At 71.3% G+C, this 20,820-nt stretch carries 16 protein-coding genes and 1 pseudogene; 8 read left to right on the top strand and 9 right to left on the bottom strand.

Annotated elements, in window-relative coordinates; all coding sequences use genetic code 11:
* Positions 1-43: 43 nt before the first annotated feature.
* Together recD2 and ABT381_RS17440 are read left to right on the top strand one after the other, a co-directional pair.
* Entirely contained in the window at positions 44-2,287 is a 2,244-nt protein-coding gene (gene recD2 / locus ABT381_RS17445) for an SF1B family DNA helicase RecD2 (RefSeq protein ID WP_351594460.1), read from the top strand.
* A gap of 176 nt (positions 2,288-2,463) precedes the next feature.
* Positions 2,464-3,753, top strand: coding sequence for a citrate synthase (locus ABT381_RS17440; protein WP_351594457.1), 1,290 nt, complete (start codon positions 2,464-2,466; stop codon positions 3,751-3,753).
* Positions 3,754-4,360: 607 nt separating this feature from the next.
* On the opposite strand, the gene ABT381_RS17435 is transcribed toward ABT381_RS17440, so the two are convergent.
* Both ABT381_RS17435 and ABT381_RS17430 read right to left on the bottom strand, forming a co-directional pair.
* Positions 4,361-6,664 carry a heavy metal translocating P-type ATPase gene (locus ABT381_RS17435; protein ID WP_351594454.1) on the bottom strand — a complete coding sequence of 768 codons (2,304 nt, stop codon included), beginning with the start codon at positions 6,662-6,664 and terminating at the stop codon, positions 4,361-4,363.
* A gap of 5 nt (positions 6,665-6,669) precedes the next feature.
* Complete coding sequence (locus ABT381_RS17430; protein WP_351594451.1) at positions 6,670-6,903, bottom strand: heavy-metal-associated domain-containing protein; 234 nt, start codon at positions 6,901-6,903, stop codon at positions 6,670-6,672.
* 72 nt (positions 6,904-6,975) lie between these two features.
* Between ABT381_RS17430 and ABT381_RS17425 the strand changes: the two are divergent.
* Positions 6,976-7,533 (top strand): annotated as a pseudogene (locus tag ABT381_RS17425) (DedA family protein); the annotation flags it as partial.
* A gap of 135 nt (positions 7,534-7,668) precedes the next feature.
* On the opposite strand, the gene ABT381_RS17420 reads toward ABT381_RS17425, so the two are convergent.
* Together ABT381_RS17420 and ABT381_RS17415 are read right to left on the bottom strand one after the other, a co-directional pair.
* Positions 7,669-8,463: a sulfite exporter TauE/SafE family protein gene (locus ABT381_RS17420; RefSeq protein WP_351594448.1), complete on the bottom strand. Its 795-nt coding sequence runs from the start codon at positions 8,461-8,463 to the stop codon at positions 7,669-7,671.
* A 13-nt stretch (positions 8,464-8,476) separates the two neighbouring features.
* The gene (locus ABT381_RS17415) at positions 8,477-9,478 is read right to left on the bottom strand and encodes a Gfo/Idh/MocA family protein (protein WP_351594445.1); all 1,002 of its coding nucleotides are present in this window, start codon (positions 9,476-9,478) and stop codon (positions 8,477-8,479) included.
* 181 nt (positions 9,479-9,659) lie between these two features.
* On the opposite strand from ABT381_RS17415, the gene ABT381_RS17410 reads away from it, so the two are divergent.
* The gene (locus ABT381_RS17410; protein ID WP_351594442.1) at positions 9,660-10,724 is read left to right on the top strand and encodes a LacI family DNA-binding transcriptional regulator; all 1,065 of its coding nucleotides are present in this window, start codon (positions 9,660-9,662) and stop codon (positions 10,722-10,724) included.
* Between the two features lie 74 nt (positions 10,725-10,798).
* Here ABT381_RS17410 and ABT381_RS17405 read toward each other — a convergent pair whose 3' ends face one another.
* The 5 genes from ABT381_RS17405 to ABT381_RS17385 form a co-directional block, all read right to left on the bottom strand.
* Entirely contained in the window at positions 10,799-11,005 is a 207-nt protein-coding gene (locus ABT381_RS17405; protein WP_351594439.1) for a helix-turn-helix transcriptional regulator, read from the bottom strand.
* Between the two features lie 300 nt (positions 11,006-11,305).
* Entirely contained in the window at positions 11,306-12,718 is a 1,413-nt protein-coding gene (locus ABT381_RS17400) for a sugar porter family MFS transporter (protein WP_351594436.1), read from the bottom strand.
* Positions 12,719-12,722: 4 nt separating this feature from the next.
* Positions 12,723-13,583 (bottom strand): sugar phosphate isomerase/epimerase family protein, encoded by an 861-nt coding sequence (locus ABT381_RS17395; RefSeq protein ID WP_351594433.1) that lies wholly within the window; start codon positions 13,581-13,583, stop codon positions 12,723-12,725.
* A 60-nt stretch (positions 13,584-13,643) separates the two neighbouring features.
* Positions 13,644-14,663, bottom strand: coding sequence for a Gfo/Idh/MocA family protein (locus tag ABT381_RS17390; RefSeq protein ID WP_351594430.1), 1,020 nt, complete (start codon positions 14,661-14,663; stop codon positions 13,644-13,646).
* Between the two features lie 43 nt (positions 14,664-14,706).
* The gene (locus ABT381_RS17385; protein ID WP_351594427.1) at positions 14,707-15,627 is read right to left on the bottom strand and encodes a sugar phosphate isomerase/epimerase family protein; all 921 of its coding nucleotides are present in this window, start codon (positions 15,625-15,627) and stop codon (positions 14,707-14,709) included.
* A 292-nt stretch (positions 15,628-15,919) separates the two neighbouring features.
* On the opposite strand from ABT381_RS17385, the gene iolC reads away from it, so the two are divergent.
* The 4 genes from iolC to iolD all read left to right on the top strand — a co-directional run bounded on the left by iolC (position 15,920) and on the right by iolD (position 20,787).
* Positions 15,920-16,927, top strand: coding sequence for a 5-dehydro-2-deoxygluconokinase (gene iolC / locus ABT381_RS17380; RefSeq protein WP_351594424.1), 1,008 nt, complete (start codon positions 15,920-15,922; stop codon positions 16,925-16,927).
* Positions 16,928-17,033: 106 nt separating this feature from the next.
* Positions 17,034-17,915 (top strand): Cgl0159 family (beta/alpha)8-fold protein, encoded by an 882-nt coding sequence (locus ABT381_RS17375; protein ID WP_351594421.1) that lies wholly within the window; start codon positions 17,034-17,036, stop codon positions 17,913-17,915.
* 56 nt (positions 17,916-17,971) lie between these two features.
* Complete coding sequence (iolB, locus tag ABT381_RS17370; RefSeq protein ID WP_351594418.1) at positions 17,972-18,871, top strand: 5-deoxy-glucuronate isomerase; 900 nt, start codon at positions 17,972-17,974, stop codon at positions 18,869-18,871.
* Positions 18,868-20,787 carry a 3D-(3,5/4)-trihydroxycyclohexane-1,2-dione acylhydrolase (decyclizing) gene (gene iolD / locus ABT381_RS17365; protein WP_351594415.1) on the top strand — a complete coding sequence of 640 codons (1,920 nt, stop codon included), beginning with the start codon at positions 18,868-18,870 and terminating at the stop codon, positions 20,785-20,787. The genes iolB and iolD overlap by 4 nt, the downstream gene beginning before the upstream one ends.
* Positions 20,788-20,820 lie beyond the last annotated feature (33 nt).

The following is a 20,820-nucleotide window of genomic DNA, read 5'->3' as shown; positions in this document are numbered from 1 at the left end:
CAGGCCCCCGGCGATGTCCGATCCCGGCGGTACCTTCGGTTCCATGCAGCGAACGCGCGGGGGAGGCCCGAACAACCCACCCGGCCAGGCCGTCGTCGAAGGCGTCCTGGAGCGGATCACCTACGCCAACGAGGACAACGGCTACACCGTCGCGCGCGTCGACACCGGCCGCGGCGGCAATGACCTGCTCACGGTCGTCGGGGCGCTGCTCGGCGCCCAGCCGGGCGAGTCGCTGCGCATGGAGGGCCGCTGGGGCTCTCACCCCCAGTACGGCCGCCAGTTCACCGTCGAGAACTACCGGACGGTGCTGCCCGCCACGGTGCAGGGCATCCGCCGCTATCTCGGCTCCGGCCTGATCAAGGGCATCGGCCCGCGGATCGCCGACCGGATCACCGAGCACTTCGGCACGGACACCCTCGACGTCATCGAGCAGGACCCCAAGCGCCTCATCGAGGTGCCGGGGCTCGGGCCGAAGCGGACGAAGATGATCGGCGCGGCCTGGGAGGAGCAGAAGGCCATCAAGGAGGTCATGGTCTTCCTGCAGGGCGTCGGAGTGTCCACCTCCATCGCGGTGCGGATCTACAAGAAGTACGGCGACGCGTCCATCTCCGTCGTACGGAACCAGCCCTACCGCCTCGCCGCCGACGTCTGGGGCATCGGCTTCCTGACCGCGGACCGCATCGCCCAGTCGGTGGGCATCCCGCACGACAGCCCGGACCGGGTGAAGGCCGGTTTGCAGTACGCGCTGTCCCAGTCCACCGACCAGGGACACTGCTTTCTGCCCGAGGAGCAGCTGATCACCGACTCGGTGAAGCTGCTCCAGGTGGACACGGGGCTGGTCATCGACTGCCTGGCGGAGCTGGCCGAGGACCCGGAGGGCGTCGTACGGGAGACCGTCCCCGCCCCTGAGGGCGGTGAGCCCATAAGGGCCGTGTACCTGGTCCCGTTCCACCGCGCCGAGCTGTCCCTGGCCGGGCGGCTGCGGCGGCTGCTGCGGGCCGGGGAGGACCGGATGCCGGCCTTCCACGACGTGCCCTGGGACAAGGCGCTGGCGTGGCTCGCCGACCGTACGGGAGCGAAGCTGGCGCCCGAGCAGGAGGCGGCGGTGAAGCTGGCGCTGACCGAGAAGGTCGCGGTGCTCACCGGCGGCCCCGGCTGCGGCAAGTCCTTCACGGTCCGCTCGGTGGTGGAGCTGGCGCGCGCCAAGAAGGCGCAGGTGCTGCTGGCGGCGCCGACCGGGCGGGCCGCCAAGCGGCTGGCCGAGCTGACCGGCGCGGAGGCCGCCACGGTGCACCGGCTGCTGGAGCTGAAGCCCGGCGGGGACGCCGCGTACGACCAGGACCGTCCGCTGGACGCCGACCTGGTGGTGGTCGACGAGGCGTCGATGCTGGACCTGCTGCTCGCCAACAAGCTCATCAAGGCCGTGCCGCCGGGCGCGCACCTGCTCCTCGTGGGCGATGTGGACCAGCTGCCCTCCGTGGGGGCGGGGGAGGTGCTGCGCGACCTGCTCGCGGACGGCAGCCCGGTGCCGGCCGTACGGCTGACCCGGATCTTCCGGCAGGCGCAGCATTCGGGAGTGGTGACCAACGCACATCGGATCAACGCCGGCACGCTGCCGATCACGACCGGGATGCCCGACTTCTTCCTCTTCCCGCAGGAGGACACCGAGGAGGCGGGGCGGCTGACGGTCGATGTGGCGGCCCGTCGGATCCCGGCGAAGTTCGGCCTCGACCCGCGGCGGGACGTGCAGGTGCTGGCGCCGATGCACCGCGGCCCGGCCGGCGCCGGCGCGCTGAACGGCCTGCTCCAGCAGGCGGTCACCCCGGCCCGCCCCGACCTCCCCGAGCGCCGCTTCGGCGGCCGGGTTTTCCGCGTCGGCGACAAGGTCACCCAGATCCGGAACAACTACGAGAAGGGCCGCAACGGCGTCTTCAACGGCACGGTGGGGGTGGTCACGAATCTGAACATCGAGGAGCAGCGGCTGACCGTGCTGACCGACGAGGACGAGGAGGTGCCGTACGACTTCGACGAGCTGGACGAGCTGGCGCACGCGTATGCCGTGACGATCCACCGTTCGCAGGGAAGTGAGTATCCGGCAGTGGTGATTCCCGTCACGACAGGAGCGTGGATGATGCTGCAGCGCAATCTTCTCTATACGGCGGTTACCCGGGCGAAGCGATTGGTGGTGCTGGTGGGGTCGCGCAAGGCGCTGGGCCAGGCGGTGCGGACGATATCGGCGGGTCGCAGGCATACCGCGCTGGATCACCGGCTTGGCGGCACGATGTGAGGTGTCACCCCTTTCCCCATTGGGGCGAAGGGGCGCAAGATGGGCAGCTGGGCGGCACTGAGTGCCGTCTTAGGGCCCTATGGCCGACCCCGAGTGCACAGGCAAGGTCCAAATGGGGGAAGGTATAGGCAGTCAGGGCACCTCGAAGAAGAGGCACAACGTCGGTGAGGGATGACGTGAGCGACAACTCTGTAGTACTGCGTTACGGGGACGGCGAATACAGCTACCCGGTCGTCGACAGCAGCGTCGGCGACAAGGGCTTCGACATCTCGAAGCTGCGCGCACAGACCGGTCTGGTGACCCTGGATTCCGGTTACGGCAACACCGCTGCGTATAAATCCGCGGTCACCTATCTCGACGGTGAAGCGGGCATTCTCCGGTACCGCGGCTACCCGATCGAGCAGCTCGCAGAGCGCAGCACGTTCCTTGAGACCGCGTACCTGCTCATCAACGGCGAGCTCCCGACCGTCGACGAGCTGTCCTCCTTCAAGGAGGACATCACCTACCACACGCTGCTCCACGAGGACGTCAAGCGCTTCTACGACGGCTTCCCGCGGGACGCCCACCCGATGGCGATGCTGTCCTCGGTCGTCAGCGCGCTGTCCACGTTCTACCAGGACAGCCACAACCCGTTCGACGAGCAGCAGCGCTACCTCTCCAGCATCCGGCTGCTGGCCAAGCTGCCGACGATCGCGGCGTACGCGTACAAGAAGTCGGTCGGCCACCCGGTCGTCTACCCGCGCAACGACCTCGGCTACGTCGAGAACTTCCTGCGCATGACCTTCTCGGTGCCCGCCGCCGAGTACGACCTGGACCCGGTCGTCACCAGCGCCCTGGACAAGCTGCTGATCCTGCACGCCGACCACGAGCAGAACTGCTCGACCTCGACCGTGCGCCTGGTCGGCTCCTCGCAGGCGAACCTCTTCGCCTCGATCTCGGCCGGCATCAACGCGCTGTGGGGCCCCCTGCACGGCGGTGCGAACCAGTCCGTGCTGGAGATGCTGGAAGGCATCCAGCGCGACGGCGGCGACGTCGACACCTTCATCCGCAAGGTGAAGAACAAGGAAGACGGCGTGAAGCTCATGGGCTTCGGGCACCGCGTCTACAAGAACTTCGACCCCCGGGCGAAGATCATCAAGGCGGCGGCGCACGACGTCCTCTCCGCGCTCGGCAAGTCCGACGAGCTGCTGGACATCGCCCTGAAGCTGGAGGAGCACGCGCTCTCCGACGACTACTTCGTCGAGCGCAAGCTCTACCCGAACGTCGACTTCTACACCGGCCTGATCTACCGGGCCATGGGCTTCCCGTCCGAGATGTTCACCGTGCTCTTCGCGCTCGGCCGGCTGCCCGGCTGGATCGCCCAGTGGCACGAGATGATCAAGGAGCCCGGCTCCCGCATCGGCCGTCCGCGCCAGATCTACACCGGCGTGGTCGAGCGCGACTTCGTGCCGGTCGAGCAGCGCTGACACCAGGCTTGCCGTCCGCCGGCCCGCGATGCGGGCCGGCGGAAAGCGAAAAGCGCCCCTCGCTCCAGATCCCCCCACGGGTCCGGAGCGGGGGGCGCTTCCCTTTCCCGGGTCGGATTCCCCCCACGGGATCCGTCCGGGCGTCCATTGAGGGCACCCTGCTCTACTGCTGCGCGAGCTGCCGGGACGCGCACGTACGGGAGGGCCGCTCAAAGCTCCCCGGGCACGTCGCCCCGGCCACGCATAACCGGACGAAGTCCCCCAAGACCGGTCCGGTTGTCGGTACAAGCCCCGCCGGGGTGCTTGTACTGCACGGTTAGACTCACGACCCCCTCGAATGGTTACGTCCGAACCTCTGTGATCTGGGTCTCTTGCCATATCGGGCGAATACGGTCAAGAGCCCCGATCAGGAGATCGGGGCCCCAGTGTATGGGTACGGTGCGGGTTGTGAGAACTGTGTGAAGGTCCCCAATCAGGTGAAGAACCCCACCCAGTTACTGTGCGAAGAACGGGAACTCCCGGGACCCTGCGCGCTTTCCGGGAGCTCCCTTCCGCGACACGGCCGCCTGCCCCACGAAGTCTCCTGCGTGCTACCCCACGAAGTCTCCTACGTGAAGGACCGCAGCCGCAGGCTGTTCGTCACCACGAAGACCGACGAGAACGCCATCGCCGCCCCCGCGATCATCGGGTCGAGCAGCCCGGCCACCGCGAGCGGGATCGCCGCGACGTTGTAGCCGAACGCCCAGAACAGATTGCCCTTGATCGTTCCGAGGGTGCGCCGGGAGAGCCGGATGGCGTCCGCCGCGACCCGGAGGTCCCCCCGTACGAGGGTGAGGTCGGCGGCCTCGATGGCCGCATCCGTACCGGTACCGATGGCCAGGCCCAGGTCGGCCCTGGCGAGCGCGGCGGCGTCGTTCACGCCGTCCCCTACCATCGCGACCGTCCGGCCCCGCTCCTGCAGCCGCTGTACCACCGCGACCTTGTCCTCCGGCATGACCTCGGCGAAGACCTGGTCGGGGTCGATGCCGACCTCGCGGGCGACGCTCGCCGCGACGGCCTTGTTGTCGCCGGTGAGCAGTACGGGGGTCAGCCCGAGCGACCGCAGCCGCGCGACCGCCTCCGTACTGCCGTCCTTCACGGTGTCGGCGACGGACAGCACGCCGCGCACCCGCCCGTCCCAGGCGACCAGGACGGCCGTACGGCCCGCGGCCTCGGCGTGCTCCCGGGCGGCGGCGAGCTCGGCGGGGAGCGCGGCGCCGTCCTCGGCGACTGAGCTGGCCGGAGTGGCCGCGGCGGACAGCAGGCGTTCGCGGCCCACGACGACCTCGTGGCCGTCCACCGTGCCGCGTACGCCCAGGCCCGCCACGCTCTCGAAGCGTGCGACCGCGGGAAGCTCTCCCACGCGCTCCTGCGCGCCCTCCGCGATCGCCCGGGCCACCGGGTGCTCCGAGGCGTGCTCCAGGGCGCCGGCGAGGCGCAGCAGGGTCTTCTCGTCCGTGTCGGCCGCCGGGACCGCCTCGTACAGGCTCATCCGCCCGGTGGTGACCGTGCCGGTCTTGTCCAGGACGACCGTGTCGACCCGGCGCGTGGACTCCAGTACCTCGGGGCCCTTGATCAGGATGCCGAGCTGGGCGCCCCGGCCCGTACCGACCATCAGCGCGGTCGGCGTGGCCAGCCCCAGCGCGCACGGGCAGGCGATGATCAGGACGGCGACCGCGGCGGTGAACGCGGCGGTGGCGTCGCCGGTCACCAGCAGCCGGACGACGAGCGTGGCGAGGGCGATCACCAGCACCACCGGCACGAAGACGGCCGAGATCCGGTCCGCGAGCCGCTGTGCCTCGGCCTTGCCGCTCTGCGCGTCCTCCACGAGCTGCGCCATCCGCGCGAGCCGGGTGTCCGCCCCGATACGGGTGGCCTCCACGACGAGCCGCCCCGCGGTGTTCACGGTCGCGCCGGTCACCGCGTCGCCGGGTGCCACGTCGACCGGTACGGACTCGCCGGTGAGCATCGAGGCGTCCACGGCCGAGGTGCCGTCCACCACCGTCCCGTCGGTGGCGATCTTCTCGCCGGGCCGTACGACGAACCGGTCGCCGACGGTCAGCCGGTCCACCGGCTCCCGTACCTCCCGGCCGTCCCGCAGGACGGTCACATCCTTGGCGCCCAGGTCCATCAGCGCCCGCAGCGCCGCGCCCGCCTTCCGCTTGGAACGGGCCTCCAGATAGCGCCCGAGCAGCAGGAACGCGGTGACGCCGGCCGCCGCCTCCAGGTAGATCGCGGACGAGCCGTCCCCGTGCCGGGCCGTCAGGTCGAAGCCGTGCCGCATCCCCGGCATCCCGGCGTGCCCGAAGAACAGCGCCCACAGCGACCAGCCGAACGCGGCCAGCGTGCCGAGGGAGACCAGCGTGTCCATCGTGGCGGCGCCGTGCCGCAGGTTCGTCCAGGCCGCCCGGTGGAAGGGGTACGCGCCCCAGACGACGACCGGCGCGGCCAGCGTCAGGCACAGCCACTGCCAGTTGTCGAACTGCAGTACGGGGATCATCGACAGCGCGATCACGGGCGCGGCGAGCACGGCCGAGACGATCAGCCGCTGCCGCAGACCCGCCAGGGCGCTGTCCGGCCCCTCCTGGGTCCCGGCTTCCTTCTCCTCGTGCGCGCCCGGCGCGGGGGCGGCCGGCTCCGGCTCGGGCTGCGGCTCGTGCGCCGTGTACCCGGTCCGCTCCACCGTGGCGATGAGGTCGGCGACCTCGACCCCCGGCGCGTAGGCGACCCGCGCCTTCTCCGTCGCGTAATTGACGGTGGCGGTGACGCCCTCCATGCGGTTGAGCTTCTTCTCCACGCGCGCGGCGCACGAGGCGCAGGTCATGCCGCCGATGGCGAGCTCGACCCGCGCCTGCACGTCAGTGTCCGGCATGGGGGTCAGGCCTGACCCGCGAGCTCGTAGCCGGCCTCGTCGACGGCGGCGCGCACGGCCTCCTCGTCGAGCGGGGCCTGCGAGACGACGGTGACGAGCCCGGTCGCGGCGGTCGCCTCGACCGAGCTGACGCCGGCGATCTCCGTGATCTCCTGCTGCACGGCGCCCTCACAGTGACCGCAGGTCATGCCGGTGACCTTGTAGGTGGTGGTGACGGGCTGGTCGGCCGGTGCGGACATGGGATTCTCCTCGTGCCGGGGTGACGGTTGGTGTGCTGTGTTTCTGTGTTCCACTGTATACCCCTAGGGGGTATGAATGCACGGGCATCCCGCGGGTATCCCGCGCCGCGCCGAAAAATCCCCCCGAACCCTACGGAATTGGCCATGTCGCCGGTATGGGGTCAGCCTGGAAGAGCACGGGGAACGCCGTGCCGAGGGATCGGGGCCGCCGTGAACGCGCTCGCCATGTACGGACTGCTGGCACTGACCACCGCGCCACCCCTGGTGCCCAACGCCGCCCTGCTCGCCTGGGCCGGCGTCCTCGCCGCCCACGGCACCCTCCACCTGGCCCTCGTCCTCCTGACCGTCGCCGGGAGCGCGGTCATGGGTGACCTGGCGCTGCACTTGGCGGCACGAAGATTCGGAGGACCGGCGCGGCGCTGGATGGGCCGCCGCGCGCGGCGCCGGGTGTTCCTTGAGCGTACGAGCCTGTTGATCGACCGGTACGGCGTGCCCTTCGTGGCGGGCGTCCGCTTCCTCCCGGCGGGGCGGGTCGCCGCGGCGCTCGCCACCGGAGTGGTCCGGTACCCCGTGCGGCGTTACCTCCTCGGGTGCGCGATCGCCGAGACCCTCTGGGCCGCGTACTCGGTCGGCATCGGCTACCTCGGCGTCACGGCCACCAGCTCCCTGATCCCCGCCCTCGCCCTGAGCCTCGGCCTCTCCGCGGTGGTCTGCGGCGTGACGGCCCTGGTCCAGCACCTGGTGGTGCGGCGCCTGGCCGCCCGTTCAGCGGAGCAGGTTGAGGGCCGCGGCTGTGGTGAGGGCGAGGGTGAGGCGGGTGAAGAGCGGTTGGTCGAGGCGGTGGACGCAGCGGCGGCCGAGGTGGGCGCCGAGGAGGAGGGCGGGGACGAGGGCCGCGTCCAGCAGGAGGGTGTGCGAGGTGAGCAGACCGAGGCCCGCGCTGAAGGGCAGCTTGAAGGCGTTCACCAGGAAGAAGAACCACGCCGCCGTGCCGAGGAAGCCGAGCATGCCGAGACCTGAGGCGAGCAGGTAGAGGGACATCGCCGGGCCGCCCGCGTTGGCGACCATCGTGGCGAAGCCGGCGACGAGGCCGTAGAAGGGGGTACGGAGGGTGGCGCGGGGGCGGGCGGTTCCGGTGGACGGGGGAAGGGCGGCCGCGTCCGTACGGGGGCGGGTGGGGGCCTGCGCGGGCTTTCGGGGGCGGCGTTGCCACAGGTGGTGGGCCGTGATGGTCAGCAGCAGGGCGCCGATGGTGCGGCGTATGAGGGCGTCGTCGGCGAGGGCGGTGAACGCGACGCCCACGAGGACGCCCGCGGCGACGGAGGGGAAGAGGCGGCGGAGGGTCGGGCGGTCGGCGTGGCGGCGGTAGGTCCGTACGGCGATGACGTCGCCGATCAGGAGGAGGGGCAGCAGGGCGCCGGTGGACTCCTTGGCGGGGAGTACGGCGGCGAACAGGGCCACGCTGACGGCGGCCACGCCGCTGAGGGCGGTCTTGGAGAAGCCCGCCAGCAGCGCGGCCACCGCCAGGGTGAGCAGGGGGAGGAGACCCAGGCCGAGCACGGTGGGATGCGGCTCAGGCGCGTACGTCGGCGATCGCGACCGGCTCGCCGGTGCGGCGGGAACGTTCGCACGCCTCGGCGACGTAGAGCGCTTCGAGGGCGTCGGCGGCCGGGCAGGGGTTCTCCGCGCGGCCCGCCGCGACCTCGGTGAAGGCGGTCAGCTCGGTGACGTACGCGTGGTGGAAGGGCTCCATGAAGGTCGCGTACGGGGTGGCCTGCTGCCAGGAGAGCCGGGCCTCGGCGGTGGGCATCGGGGCGCGGTCGTCCAGGCCGACGAAGCGGGCGCCCTTGGAGCCGCAGACCTCCAGGCGGACGTCGTGGCCCGCGCCGTTGTAGCGGGTGGCGGTGACGGTCGCGAGGGTGTCGTCGTCGAAGCGGAGCAGCGCGGCGCAGGTGTCCACGTCGTCGCCGTCGGCGAAGAAGGAGTCGCCCTTGTTGGCGCCCTGGGCGTAGACGGAGACGACCTCGCGGCCGGTCAGCCAGCGCAGGATGTCGAAGTCGTGGATCGAGCAGTCGCGGAAGAGGCCGCCGGAGGTGGGGATGTACGCGGCGGGCGGCGGCGTCTGGTCGGAGGTGCAGGCGCGGAGGGTGTGCAGCCAGCCCAACTCGCCGGAGCGCAGCGCCTCGCGGGTGGCGTTGTAGCCCGCGTCGAAGCGGCGCTGGAAGCCGATCTGTACGGGGACGGGGCTGTGCGCGGCGCGCTCGACGACGGCGAGGGTGCCGGGGACGTCGAGTGCCACCGGCTTCTCGCAGAAGACCGGGACCCCGTGGTCCAGGGCCTGGTGGAGGAGGGTGGCGTGGGCGCTGGTGGCGGCGGTGATCACCACGCCGTCCAGGCCGCCCGCGTACATGTCCTGGAGGGTGGCGGCGGCCTGGAGGCCGAGCTTGTCCGCCAGTTCGGCGGCGCGGGCGGCGTCCGCGTCGGCGACGACGATCTCGTGCACGCCGGGGACGTTCTTCAGGGTCTCGGCGTGGAACGCGCCGATGCGGCCGGTGCCGATGAGGCCGAGCTTCATTGCTGCCACTCCCTTGTGGTGGGCACGGCCGTCGGTCGGGAGGACGCGGCCGCCGTTTGGAACGCTCCAATCGCTGTCCAGGAACCCTGCATGTCCTTACATAGTGGTGTCAACCCTTGGGAGAGAAGGAGCGTGGTCGCGCGTTGACGGGTTCGTGCGGCGAATGGAAGGATTCCGCGTTATGGAACGGTCCAACGAGTCGGCGGCACGGGCGGAGGGCGCGGACGCCAGGCCCCCGACGATCCGCAGCGTCGCCGAGCGCGCGGGTGTCTCCAAGTCGCTGGTCTCGCTCGTGCTACGGGGTTCGCCGCAGGTCAGCGACGCCAAGCGGGCCGCCGTGCTGGAAGCGGTACGGGAGCTGGACTACCGGCCCAACGCCGCGGCGCGCAGCCTCGTGGCGCGGCGCACGCACACCGTCGGCGTGCTCCTCAACGACATGCGCAACCCCTGGTTCGTCGAGCTGCTGGACGGCCTGAACTCCGTGCTGCACGCGCACGGCCTGCGGATGCTGATGGCCGACGGCCGGCTCAACCGGCACACGGGGGAGGACTTCACCCGTACGTTCGCCGAGCTGAGGGTGGACGGCCTGGTCGCGGTGGGCACGCTGCCGGACACCGGCGCCCTCGCGGAGGCCGCCGGGCGGCTGCCCACCGTCGTCGCCGGGACCCACGACCCGCGGCTGCCCCGGGTGGACACCGTCGCCAACGACGACGAGCGCGGCGCCCGGCTCGCCACCGAGCACCTCATCGGCCTCGGCCACCGCCGAATCGCCCACATCATGGGCCAGGGCAGCGTCGGCGAGCTGCGCCGGCGCGGTTACGAAGCGGCGATGCGCGCGCACGGGCTGGACGACAGGGTGCTGATGGCGCCCAGCGACGCGACCGAGGAGGGCGGTTACCGGGCGGCCGTGCGGCTGCTCGGCGGTACGGGACGCCGCGCGGGTGGTGCGCAACGCCCCACCGCCGTCTTCGCGTTCAACGACATCGCGGCCGTCGGCGTGCTCTCGGCGGCGCAGGAGCTGGGCCTCGACGTGCCCCGCGACCTCTCCCTCATCGGCTGCGACAACACCTATCTCGCACGGATCCGGCACCTGTGGCTGACGACCGTGAACAACGCCAGTCACGAAGTGGGGCGGCGGGCCGCGCGGTGCCTGCTGGACCGGATGGACCACCCGGACCGCCCGGCCGAACGCCAACTCGTGGAGCCGTCATTGGAGGTACGGGGGACGGCAGCGGCCCCCTGGTAAGACCGATCGGCCCCGCACCGGGGCGGTGCGGGGCCGTGGGCGGACGGCGGACGGTGGACCGTGGGCGGCGGGGCTCAGTCCTCGCGCTCGCGACGGCCGCGGTGGCCCGGGCGGCGGGTGACCCATTCCCGCACGGTGTCGGCGAACCAGTACGGCTTGCCGCCCTCCACGAGGTCGGGTGGTGGCAGCAGTCCGTGCTTGCGATAGGAGCGCACGGTGTCCGGCTGGACCCGGATGTGTGCGGCGATCTCCTTGTACGACCAGAGCCTCCGGTCGGTCATGTTCTGCGCACCTCCCTCGGCCGCACGCAGGGCGGCCCGAAGAGAGCCCGCGGGGGAACTGCGTACGGCGTGGCGATCACTCACCCTGTGCCCGGTGCAACGACGTCCTTGAGCGGCGGGGTCAGGATGTTGAGGGCCTGTGACCGAAGACCCGCGTAACGGTGACGACGGTGACGTGCCCCGGACGGCCGTTTCCGTACGGAGAAGGAGTGCACCTTGTACGGAGAAGGAGCGCACCTTGTACGCAGCGGGGCCGGGCGATCGCCTCGCCCGGCCCCGCTCACCCCGCGGTACGCCTGGTCACGCCTGCACCGCGGCTTTGCGCAGCTCGTGTTCGAGGTCCTCCAGGGCCATGCCCTTGGTCTCCGGCGCGTACCGCTTGCAGAAGAGCAGCGACAGGACGCACATGACGCCGAAGAGCCAGAACGTGAGGGCGGCGCCGGCCGCGTCCAGCAGGACCGGGAAGAGCAGCGCCACCGCGAAGTTGACCAGCCACATCACGAACACCGCCGCGCCCATGGCCAGCCCCCGCACCTTCAGGGGGAACATCTCGGCGAGCAGCAGCCACACGCCGGTGTTCAGCGTCGCCTGCATGAAGGCCATGTAGAGCACCATCAGGCCCAGCACCAGGTAGCTGACGCCCGCGGACCGCGGGAGGTGGAAGGACGCGCCGAGCAGGGCCAGGGAGACGGTCATCCCCGTGAGGCCCCAGATCAGCATCGGGCGGCGGCCGACCTTGTCGATCAGTGACATGCCGATCGCCGTGGCGAGCACGGAGATCGCGCCGACCGCGATGGTCGCGGTGATCGCGGCATTCGTGCCCAGCCCCGTGGTCAGCAGGATCTTCGGCGCGAAGTAGATGACCGCGTTGACGCCGGTGATCTGCTGGACGATCGACAGGCCGATGCCGATCAGGAGGAGGCGGCGCACCCAAGGGGTACGCAGCTCCTCCCAGGCGCCGCGCCGGGCGTCCGCCTCCAGGGCGCGGGCCTGCTCGATGCGGGCCAGCTCGTCGTCCACTTCACCGGCCGGCAGGGTGCGCCGCAGGACGGCGCCCGCTTCTTCCGTACGCCCCTTGCTCATGTACCAGCGGGGGGTGTCCGGCAGGAAGAACAGGCCGATGAAGAGGGCGACGGCGGGCAGCGCGGCCAGGCCGAGCATCCAGCGCCACGCCTCCCAGTGCGCGAGCACCGCGTTGATGAGGTACGCCAGCAGCTGTCCGCTGACGATCATCAGGGAGTTGAAGGACACCAGCCGGCCGCGGATGTGCGGCGGGGCGATCTCCGAGAGGTACAGCGGGGTGATGACGGACGCGCTGCCCACGGCGAGGCCGAGGACGAACCGCGCCACCACCATGAAGGCGACCGAGGGCGCGAGCGCGACGGCGACCGCGCCCCCGATGAACACCGCGCCCGCCCACAGCAGGGAGTTGCGGCGGCCGAGCCGGTCCGACATGCGGCCGCCGGCCAGCGAGCCGAACGCCGCGCCGATCAGCAGGGCGCTGGTGATGACGCCTTCCCCGAGGGAGGTGAGGCCGAAGTGCTCCTCCATGAAGGGGAGGGCGCCGGAGACGACTCCGGTGTCGTAGCCGAACAGGGCGCCGCCGATGGCGGCGATGGCAGCGATGCCGACGATGAAGCGCTGGGCCTTCTTGCCGGCCGCGGGCGGGGTCTCCTCGCGCACGGCGGTGCCCGGTCTGGTCGGTGTGGCCATGAGGTCAGCTCCAGTACCGGGTGACGTACTCGCCGATCGTCTCCCGCATGAAGCGGGAGGACTCCTTCGCCCGCTCCTCCCAGGCGAAGACCGAGGAGACCAGCGTGCCGTCGAAGCCGTTCGCGGCCAGCTCCCGGAAGAGCTCGTCGAAGTCGACCTCGCCCTGGCCGATGTCCAGGTGCTGGTGGATGCGTACGGCCGAGCCGGGCGGGTTGACGATGTAGCGCAGCCCGGAGGAGCCGGTGTGGTCGAAGGAGTCGGCCAGATGGACGGCGGTGGTCAGGTCGCCCGCGTGCTTCAGGATGCCCGGCGCGTCGTTGCCCTGGTGGAAGGTGTGCGGCGCGCAGTACAAGAAGGACACCAGCGGGTTGTTGATGCCGCGGATCATGTCGACGGCGGCGTGGCCGTCCTCGATGAAGTCGTCCGGGTGCGGCTCCAGCGCGAGCGTGATGCCCTCCCGCTCGAAGACCGGCAGCAGCTCCTCCAGGGAGCGCCAGAACTGTCCCTCGCTGCGGTCGGCCTTCTCCGGACGGCCGTTGAACTCCGAGTTCATCGCGGAGACCCCGAGGTCGGCGGTGATCTGGATGGCCCGCTTCCAGTACCGTACGGCGGCCTGCCGCTCGTCCTCGTCCGGCGAGGACCACTTGTACAGCGGGAGGACGGAGGAGATGCCGACGCCCGCCGCGGTCAGCTCCTTGCGGAACTTCTGCACGGTGCCGTCGTCCACGCGCGGGTGCAGGAAGAACGGGTTGAAGTCCGCGCGCGGCGACAGCTCGATCCACTCGAAGCCCAGCTCGGCGACGAGCGCGGGCAGTTCGAGCAGCGGGACGTTCCGGAACATGTACGGGTCAAGGGCGATCTTCACGGGAGGGTGAGCCTTTCGAAGTACAGGGAGGAGTCCGGGGAGAGTCCGGGCCCGGAGCGCTCAGCGGTACAGGGCGGGGCGCTCGGCCAGCTCGACCGCGACCCGCTCGCCGGTCTCCTGGGCGCGCACGCCGGCCTCGCAGACCGCGGCCGCGGCATAGCCGTCCCAGACGCTCGGGCCCTCGACCTCGCCGCGGCGGGTGGCGTCCACCCAGCGCTGCACCTGGCGGTCGTAGGCGTCGGCGAAGCGGTCCTCGAAGCCGGGGTCGATGGCGCCGCCCCAGCCGTTCGTGGTGTTGGTGAACACGCCGCGGTCGTCCCCGATGCGGGCGGTGCCGTCGGTGCAGACCGCCTCGCACTGGACCTGGTAGCCGAAGCCGCAGTTGACGAACAGTTCGGTGTCCACGATCTGGCCGGAAGCGGTCTCGAAGAGGATCAGCTGCGGGTCGTTCAGGCCTTCGGGGGCCTTCCCGGTGGCGTTCGGGAACAGCACGCGTACGGAGGTGATCTCCTCGTCCAGCAGCCAGCGGGTGACGTCGATCTCGTGCACGGCCGAGTCGTTGATCATCATCGCGTTGGTGAAGCCGGGCGGGCAGGCGGGGTTGCGGTGCTTGTTGTGCAGCATCAGGGGACGGCCGAAGGCGCCCTGGTCCAGCTGGGCCTTGAGCTTCATGTAGTCGGCGTCGTAGCGGCGCATGAAGCCGACCTGTACGCGGCGGTGGCCCAGCTTCTGCTCGGCTTCCAGGACGCGCAGCGCGGAGGCCGCGTCCGGGGTGAGCGGCTTCTCGCACAGCACCGGCAGGTCCCGCTCGAAGGCGGCGAGCAGCGTGGCCTCGTGGGCCGGGCCGGGGGAGGCGATCAGTACGGCGTCGACCGCCGGGTCGTCCATCGCGGCGGCCGGGTCGGTGTAGGGGGTACAGCCTTCGATGCCGTCGGCGATGGTCTTCACGCGGTCGGCGTCGATGTCCACCACGGCGGCGACCCGCGCGCCGCTGATGATGTGCTCGAGGCGGCGTACGTGGTCCGAGCCCATCCGGCCGGTGCCGATGACCGCGACCCCGAGCGTTCCGTGCTGCGTCATGGTTCGTGCTCCTCGTTTCGGTACGGGGTGGGGGAGTGGGGGGTTACGCGCCGCAGGAGCGCAGGAAGCGGCGGGTGCGCTCGGCGATCGGGTACGGCCGGGTGGGCGGGCAGGGGTACATGTCCTGCTCGACGATGGCGAAGAGGTCCACGTCCAGGGCCTGCGCGGCCTCCAGGACCGGCGGCAGGGCCGGCACGCCGAGCGGCGGCTCGCACATCACGCCCTGCTTGACGGCGGGCCCGAAGGGGGTGCCGTTGCTCTGCACGTCGGCGAGGATGTCGGGGTCGACCTGCTTGAGGTGGAGGTAGCCGATCCGCTCGCCGTAGGTCTTGATCAGCTTGACGCTGTCGCCGCCGCAGTAGGCGTAGTGGCCGGTGTCCAGGCAGAGGTTGACCAGCGAGGAGTCGGTGCCGTCGAGGAAGCGCTCGACGTGCTCCTCGGTGTCGATGTGGGTGTCGGCGTGCGGGTGCACGACGATGTCCAGGCCGAACTCGTCGCGTACCTGCTTCGCCAGCCGCTCCATGCCGCCGGTGAGGTGCTTCCACTGCTCGGTGGTCAGCTCGCTCGGCTCGATGAGCTCGGCGGTCTTGTCGTCGCGCCAGAAGGACGGGATGACGACAAGGTGTCCGGCGTCCATCGCCTTGGTCAGCGTGGCGACCTCGCTGACGTGTTGCCAGGTCGCGTCCCAGTTCTCGGGGCCGCGGTGCATCGAGGTGAAGATCGTGCCGGCCGACACCTTCAGGTCACGCTTGGCGATCTCGCCGTGCAGTACGGCAGGGTCGGTGGGGAGGTATCCGTAAGGTCCCAGTTCGATCCACTCGTAACCGGCCTCGCTGACCTCGTCCAGGAAGCGTTCCCAAGGGACCTGCTGGTCGTCCTCGGGGAACCAGACGCCCCAGGAATCGGGTGCCGATCCGACGCGGAGCCGGTCCAGACGGGGCACGTCTGCGCTGGGTACGGGCATGGTGCGGCTCTCCTCTCACCGGTCGGCGGTGACCGGGAAGGGACGGGGTGGGGTGGTGGTGCGCTCAGCCTTCATCGGCCTGCCGGGCCTGTCAAGACTTCGTCCTGACATAAGGACTTAAGGACTTTGTAACCCGCGGCGACTCGGCCATGACTCGGCCATCATCGCATCGTCGACGTCAGAATGTAAGGACAAACTGTTGACAGGGTGTGAGCCGCCCCGTTAGACCTGTGGTCGTAGCCGACCTGGCCGGGGCCACACCGCCGGCACCGGCCGAACCGAAGGGGCGCACATGACCGAGCCGATCGACACCGGCCGCTTTGACCTGATCACCATGGGCCGCATCGGGGTGGACATCTACCCGCTGCAGACCGGCGTTTCGCTGGCCGACGTGGAGACGTTCGGCAAGTTCCTGGGCGGCTCGGCCACCAACGTGGCGGTCGCCGCCGCCCGGCAGGGCCGCCGCACCGCGGTGATCAGCCGCACCGGTGCCGACCCCTTCGGCACGTACATCCACAACGCGCTCCGCGACTTCGGCGTGGACGACCGCTGGGTGACCCCCGTCGCGCAGTACCCGACCCCGGTCACCTTCTGCGAGATCTTCCCGCCGGACGACTTCCCGCTGTACTTCTACCGCCGTCCCAAGGCCCCTGACCTGGTCATCCGCCCCGAGGAGCTGGACCAGGACGCGATCCGGGCCGCCAAGGTCTTCTGGATCACCGGCACCGGCCTGTGCGAGGAGCCCAGCCGCTCCGCGACGCTGGCGGCCCTGGAGGCGCGCGGCAAGTCCGGCACCACCGTCTTCGACCTGGACTGGCGGCCGATGTTCTGGGGCGGCCAGGGCGGCGCCTCCGGGGACGGCGGCGCGACCGGCCCGCAGGCGATGGCCAACGCACGTCCGTACTACGAAGCGGCGCTGGCGCACGCCACCGTCGCGGTCGGCAACGTCGACGAGGCCGAGGTCGCCACCGGCCTGCGCGACCCGAAGGCGTGCGCCCAGGCGCTGCTGGACAGGGGCGTCGAGCTGGCCGTCATCAAGCAGGGCCCCAAGGGCGTGCTCGCCGTGCACCGCGACGGCCGCACGGCCGAGGTCCCGCCCACCCCGGTCGAGGTCGTCAACGGCCTCGGTGCGGGTGACTCGTTCGGCGGCGCCCTCGTGCACGGCCTGCTCTCCGGCTGGGAGCTGGAGCCGATGATGCGGTACGCCAACGCGGCCGGCGCCATCGTCGCCGGCCGCCTGGCCTGCTCCTCGGCCATGCCGACCGCCACCGAGGTCGAAGCGTTCCTCGCGGAGCGCTGAGAGCGTTCCTTACGGAGCGCTGAGAGCGTTCCTCGCGGAGCGCTGAGACCACCGCCGCACACCGCCCGCGTGGACATCGCGGGCGCTCAAGAAGGTGAGTTACGCCTTGACCACACCGCTCTCCGACCTCGTGCGGCTGCGAGCCCGGCACCCCGAAGCCGTCGCGGAAGCCGCGGCCCGCCGCACCCGCCGCCCCCTCATCGGCGACAGCGGCCGGCTGATGATCGTCGCCGCCGACCACCCCGCGCGCGGCGCGCTGGCCGTCGGCGACCACAAGCTGGCCATGGCGGACCGCTTCGACCTGCTGCAACGGCTCTCGCTCGCGCTGTCACGGCCCGGCGTCGACGGCGTGCTCGCCACCGCCGACATCCTGGAGGACCTGCTCCTCATGGGGGCGCTGGAGAACAAGGTCGTGATGGGTTCGATGAACCGCGGCGGCATCGCCGGCGCGTCCTTCGAGATGGACGACCGCTTCACCGGCCACCGCCCGCAGGACATCGCCCGGCTCCGCTTCGACTGCGGCAAGCTGCTGCTGCGCATCGACTACGACGACGCCGGGTCGCTGGACACCATGGAGTCCACGGCGCGCGCCATCGACGCCATGGCCGAGCGGGAACTTCCCCTCTTCGTCGAGCCGTTCATCTCCCGCCGGGTCGACGGCAAGGTGCGGAACGACCTGAGCGCCGAGGCGGTGACCAAGTCCGTCGCCATCGCCTCCGGGCTCGGCGGCACTTCCGCGTACACCTGGCTCAAGCTGCCGGTCACCGAGGACCCCGACGACATGGCGCAGGTCTGCGAGACCTCCACGCTGCCGACGGTGCTGCTCGGCGGCGACATCTCGGCCACCGACCAGGACGCGACGTACGAGAAGTGGCGCAAGGCCCTGCACCTGCCGACCGTGCAGGGGCTGGTCGCCGGGCGCTCGCTGCTCTACCCCGTGGACGGGGATGTGGCGGGGGCTGTGGATACCGCCGTCAGCCTTCTGTAGCCGAAGTTGTCCACAGGCAGCCGTCGCTGTCAGTGATCAGTAGGAGACTTGACGTCATGAACGCCGAATCCACCTTCCACCGCCCGGCCGGCACCGCCGCCGACGGCCCGTACGCCCTCGACATCCACCCCAAGAACGCCGGCTGGGGCCACTCCTCCCTCCGCGTCCTGGAGCTGCCGCCCGGCGGTCACCAGTCCTTCGCCACCGGCGAGAGCGAGTGGATCGTGCTGCCGCTGAACGGCGGTTGCACGGTGGCGGCCGACTCCGGCGAGGAGTTCATACTGACCGGCCGGGACAGCGTGTTCAGCGGCGTCACGGACTTCGCGTACGTCCCGCGCGACGCGCACGTGAGCATCGCCAGCGAGTCCGGCGGCCGCTTCGCGCTCACCGGCGCCCGCTGTTCGCAGCGCCTCCCCGCCCGTTACGGCCCGGCCTCGTCCGTCCCCGTCGAGCTGCGCGGCACGGGCAACTGCTCGCGCCAGGTCAACAACTTCGGCGCGGCGGGCGTCTTCGACTGCGACAAGCTCATCGCCGTCGAGGTGCTCACCCCGGGCGGCAACTGGTCCTCGTATCCGCCGCACAAGCACGACGAGTGCCGCCCCGGCGAGGAGTCCGAGCTGGAGGAGATCTACTACTTCGAGATCGCCGACGCGAACGGCAAGCCCGGCCTGGGGTACCAGCGCGTGAGCCCCTCCGGCCACGGTCAGAACACCGACGTGCTGGCCGAGGTCCGCAGCGGCGACGTCGTCCTCATCCCCGACGGCTGGCACGGCCCGTCCATCGCCGCGCCCGGCCACGACATGTACTACCTCAACGTCATGGCGGGCCCCGGCGAGGCCCGTGAATGGCTGATCTGCGACCACCCGGACCACGGCTGGATCCGCGGTACGTGGCCGGAGCAGCCCGTCGACCCCCGCCTCCCCCTCTACAGCGCACCGGCAGGAGAAGCCCGATGACCGCCCCCACGACGCGCCGCCTGACGGTCGCGCAGGCCCTGGTCGAATTCCTCGCGCACCAGTACACCGAGCGGGACGGCGTACGGCACCGTCTCATCGCCGCGACCTGGGGCATCTTCGGCCACGGCAACGTCGCGGGGCTCGGCCAGGCGCTGCTGGAGTCGCAGCCCGCGGCATACGAGCGGGGGGCCGCCCCCGAGTCGCCGGGGATGCCCTACCTCCAGGGCCGTAACGAGCAGGCCATGGTGCACGCCGCCGTCGGATACGCCCGCCAGTCCGACCGGCTCTCCGCGCAGGCCGTCACAACCTCCATCGGCCCCGGCGCCACCAACCTCGTCACCGGCGCCGCCCTGGCCACGGTCAACCGCCTCCCGGTCCTGCTGCTGCCCGGCGACACCTTCGCCACCCGCCCGGCCGAGCCGGTGCTCCAGCAGCTCGAAGTCCCGTACGCGGGCGATGTCTCGGTCAACGACGCGCTGCGTCCGGTCTCCCGCTACTTCGACCGGGTCACCCGTCCCGAGGCGCTGATCCCGGCGGCCCTGCAGGCCATGCGGGTGCTGGCCGACCCGGTCGAGACCGGCGCCGTCACCCTCGCGCTGCCGCAGGACGTGCAGGCCGAGGCGTTCGACTGGCCCGAGGAGTTCTTCGCCGACCGGGTCTGGCACGTCACCCGGCCGCAGCCGGACGCCGGCGCGCTCGCCGAGGCCGTGCGCGCCATCCGCTCCGCCGAGACCCCGCTGCTCGTCGCGGGCGGCGGCGTCCACCACTCCGAGGCCGAGGCGGCGCTGCGCGCCTTCGCCGAGGCCACCGGCATCCCGGTCGCCTCCACCCAGGCCGGCAAGGGCTCGCTGCGGTACGACCACCCCGCCGACGTGGGCGGCATCGGCCACACCGGCACCGCGACCGCGGACGCGCTGGCCCGCGAGGCGGACCTGATCATCGGCGTCGGCACCCGCTACACCGACTTCACCACCGCCTCCGCGACCCTCTTCGCCCGCCCCGGCGTGCGCTTCGTCAACCTCAACATCGCCTCGTTCGACTCCCACAAGCTCGGCGCGCTCTCCCTGATCGCCGACGCCCGCGCGGGCCTGGAGGCGCTGACCCGCGAGCTCGGCGGGCACCGGGTGACGACGGCGTACGAAGAGGCGTACGGCGCGGCGAAGGCCGAGTGGGAGCGGCTGGTCGACGCCGCGTACGAGACCGGCGGCGAGGACGCGCGGCCCAGCCAGACGCAGCTGCTCGGACTGCTGGACGCGACTGTCGGCGACGACGACGTGATCATCAACGCGGCCGGCTCGCTCCCCGGTGACCTGCACAAACTGTGGCGCGCCCGGTCCCGCCGCCAGTACCACCTGGAGTACGGCTACTCCTGCATGGGGTACGAGATCCCGGCCGCGATCGGCGTCCGGATGGCCGCCCCCGACCGCCCGGTGTGGGCGTTGGTCGGCGACGGCACGTATCTGATGATGCCCACCGAGATCGTCACGGCGGTCCAGGAAGGCATCAACATCAACGTGGTCCTCATCCAGAACCACGGCTACGCCTCCATCGGCGGCCTCTCCGAGGAGACCGGCGCCGAGCGCTTCGGCACGGCCTACCGCTTCCGCGCCAAGGACGGCACGTACACCGGCGAGCCGCTGCCGGTGGACCTGGCGGCGAACGCGGCCTCGCTGGGCATGGACGTGATCCGCGCCGCGACCGTCGCCGAGCTGCGCTCCGCGCTCGCCGCGGCCCGCGCCTCGGACCGCCCCACATGTGTCTATGTCGAGACCGAAACGGCCGACACTGTGCCGGGCGCGCCCGCGGCCCAAGCCTGGTGGGATGTTCCCGTTGCCGAGACCGCGACGCGTGAGGCGGCGCTGCTCGCCCGCGAGGAGTACGACCGCCAGGCGGCCGGACGCCGCCGCCACCTCTGACCCTCCCTGCTTTCGTCCCCAGAAAGGCCCCGC

The sequence above is a fragment of the Streptomyces sp. NPDC000151 genome (genome assembly GCF_040301705.1).
In the GTDB taxonomy this organism is placed as follows: Bacteria; Actinomycetota; Actinomycetes; order Streptomycetales; family Streptomycetaceae; genus Streptomyces.
The sequence above is the reverse complement of the archived record's forward strand: the minus strand, read 5'-3'. Positions and strand labels throughout refer to the sequence as shown.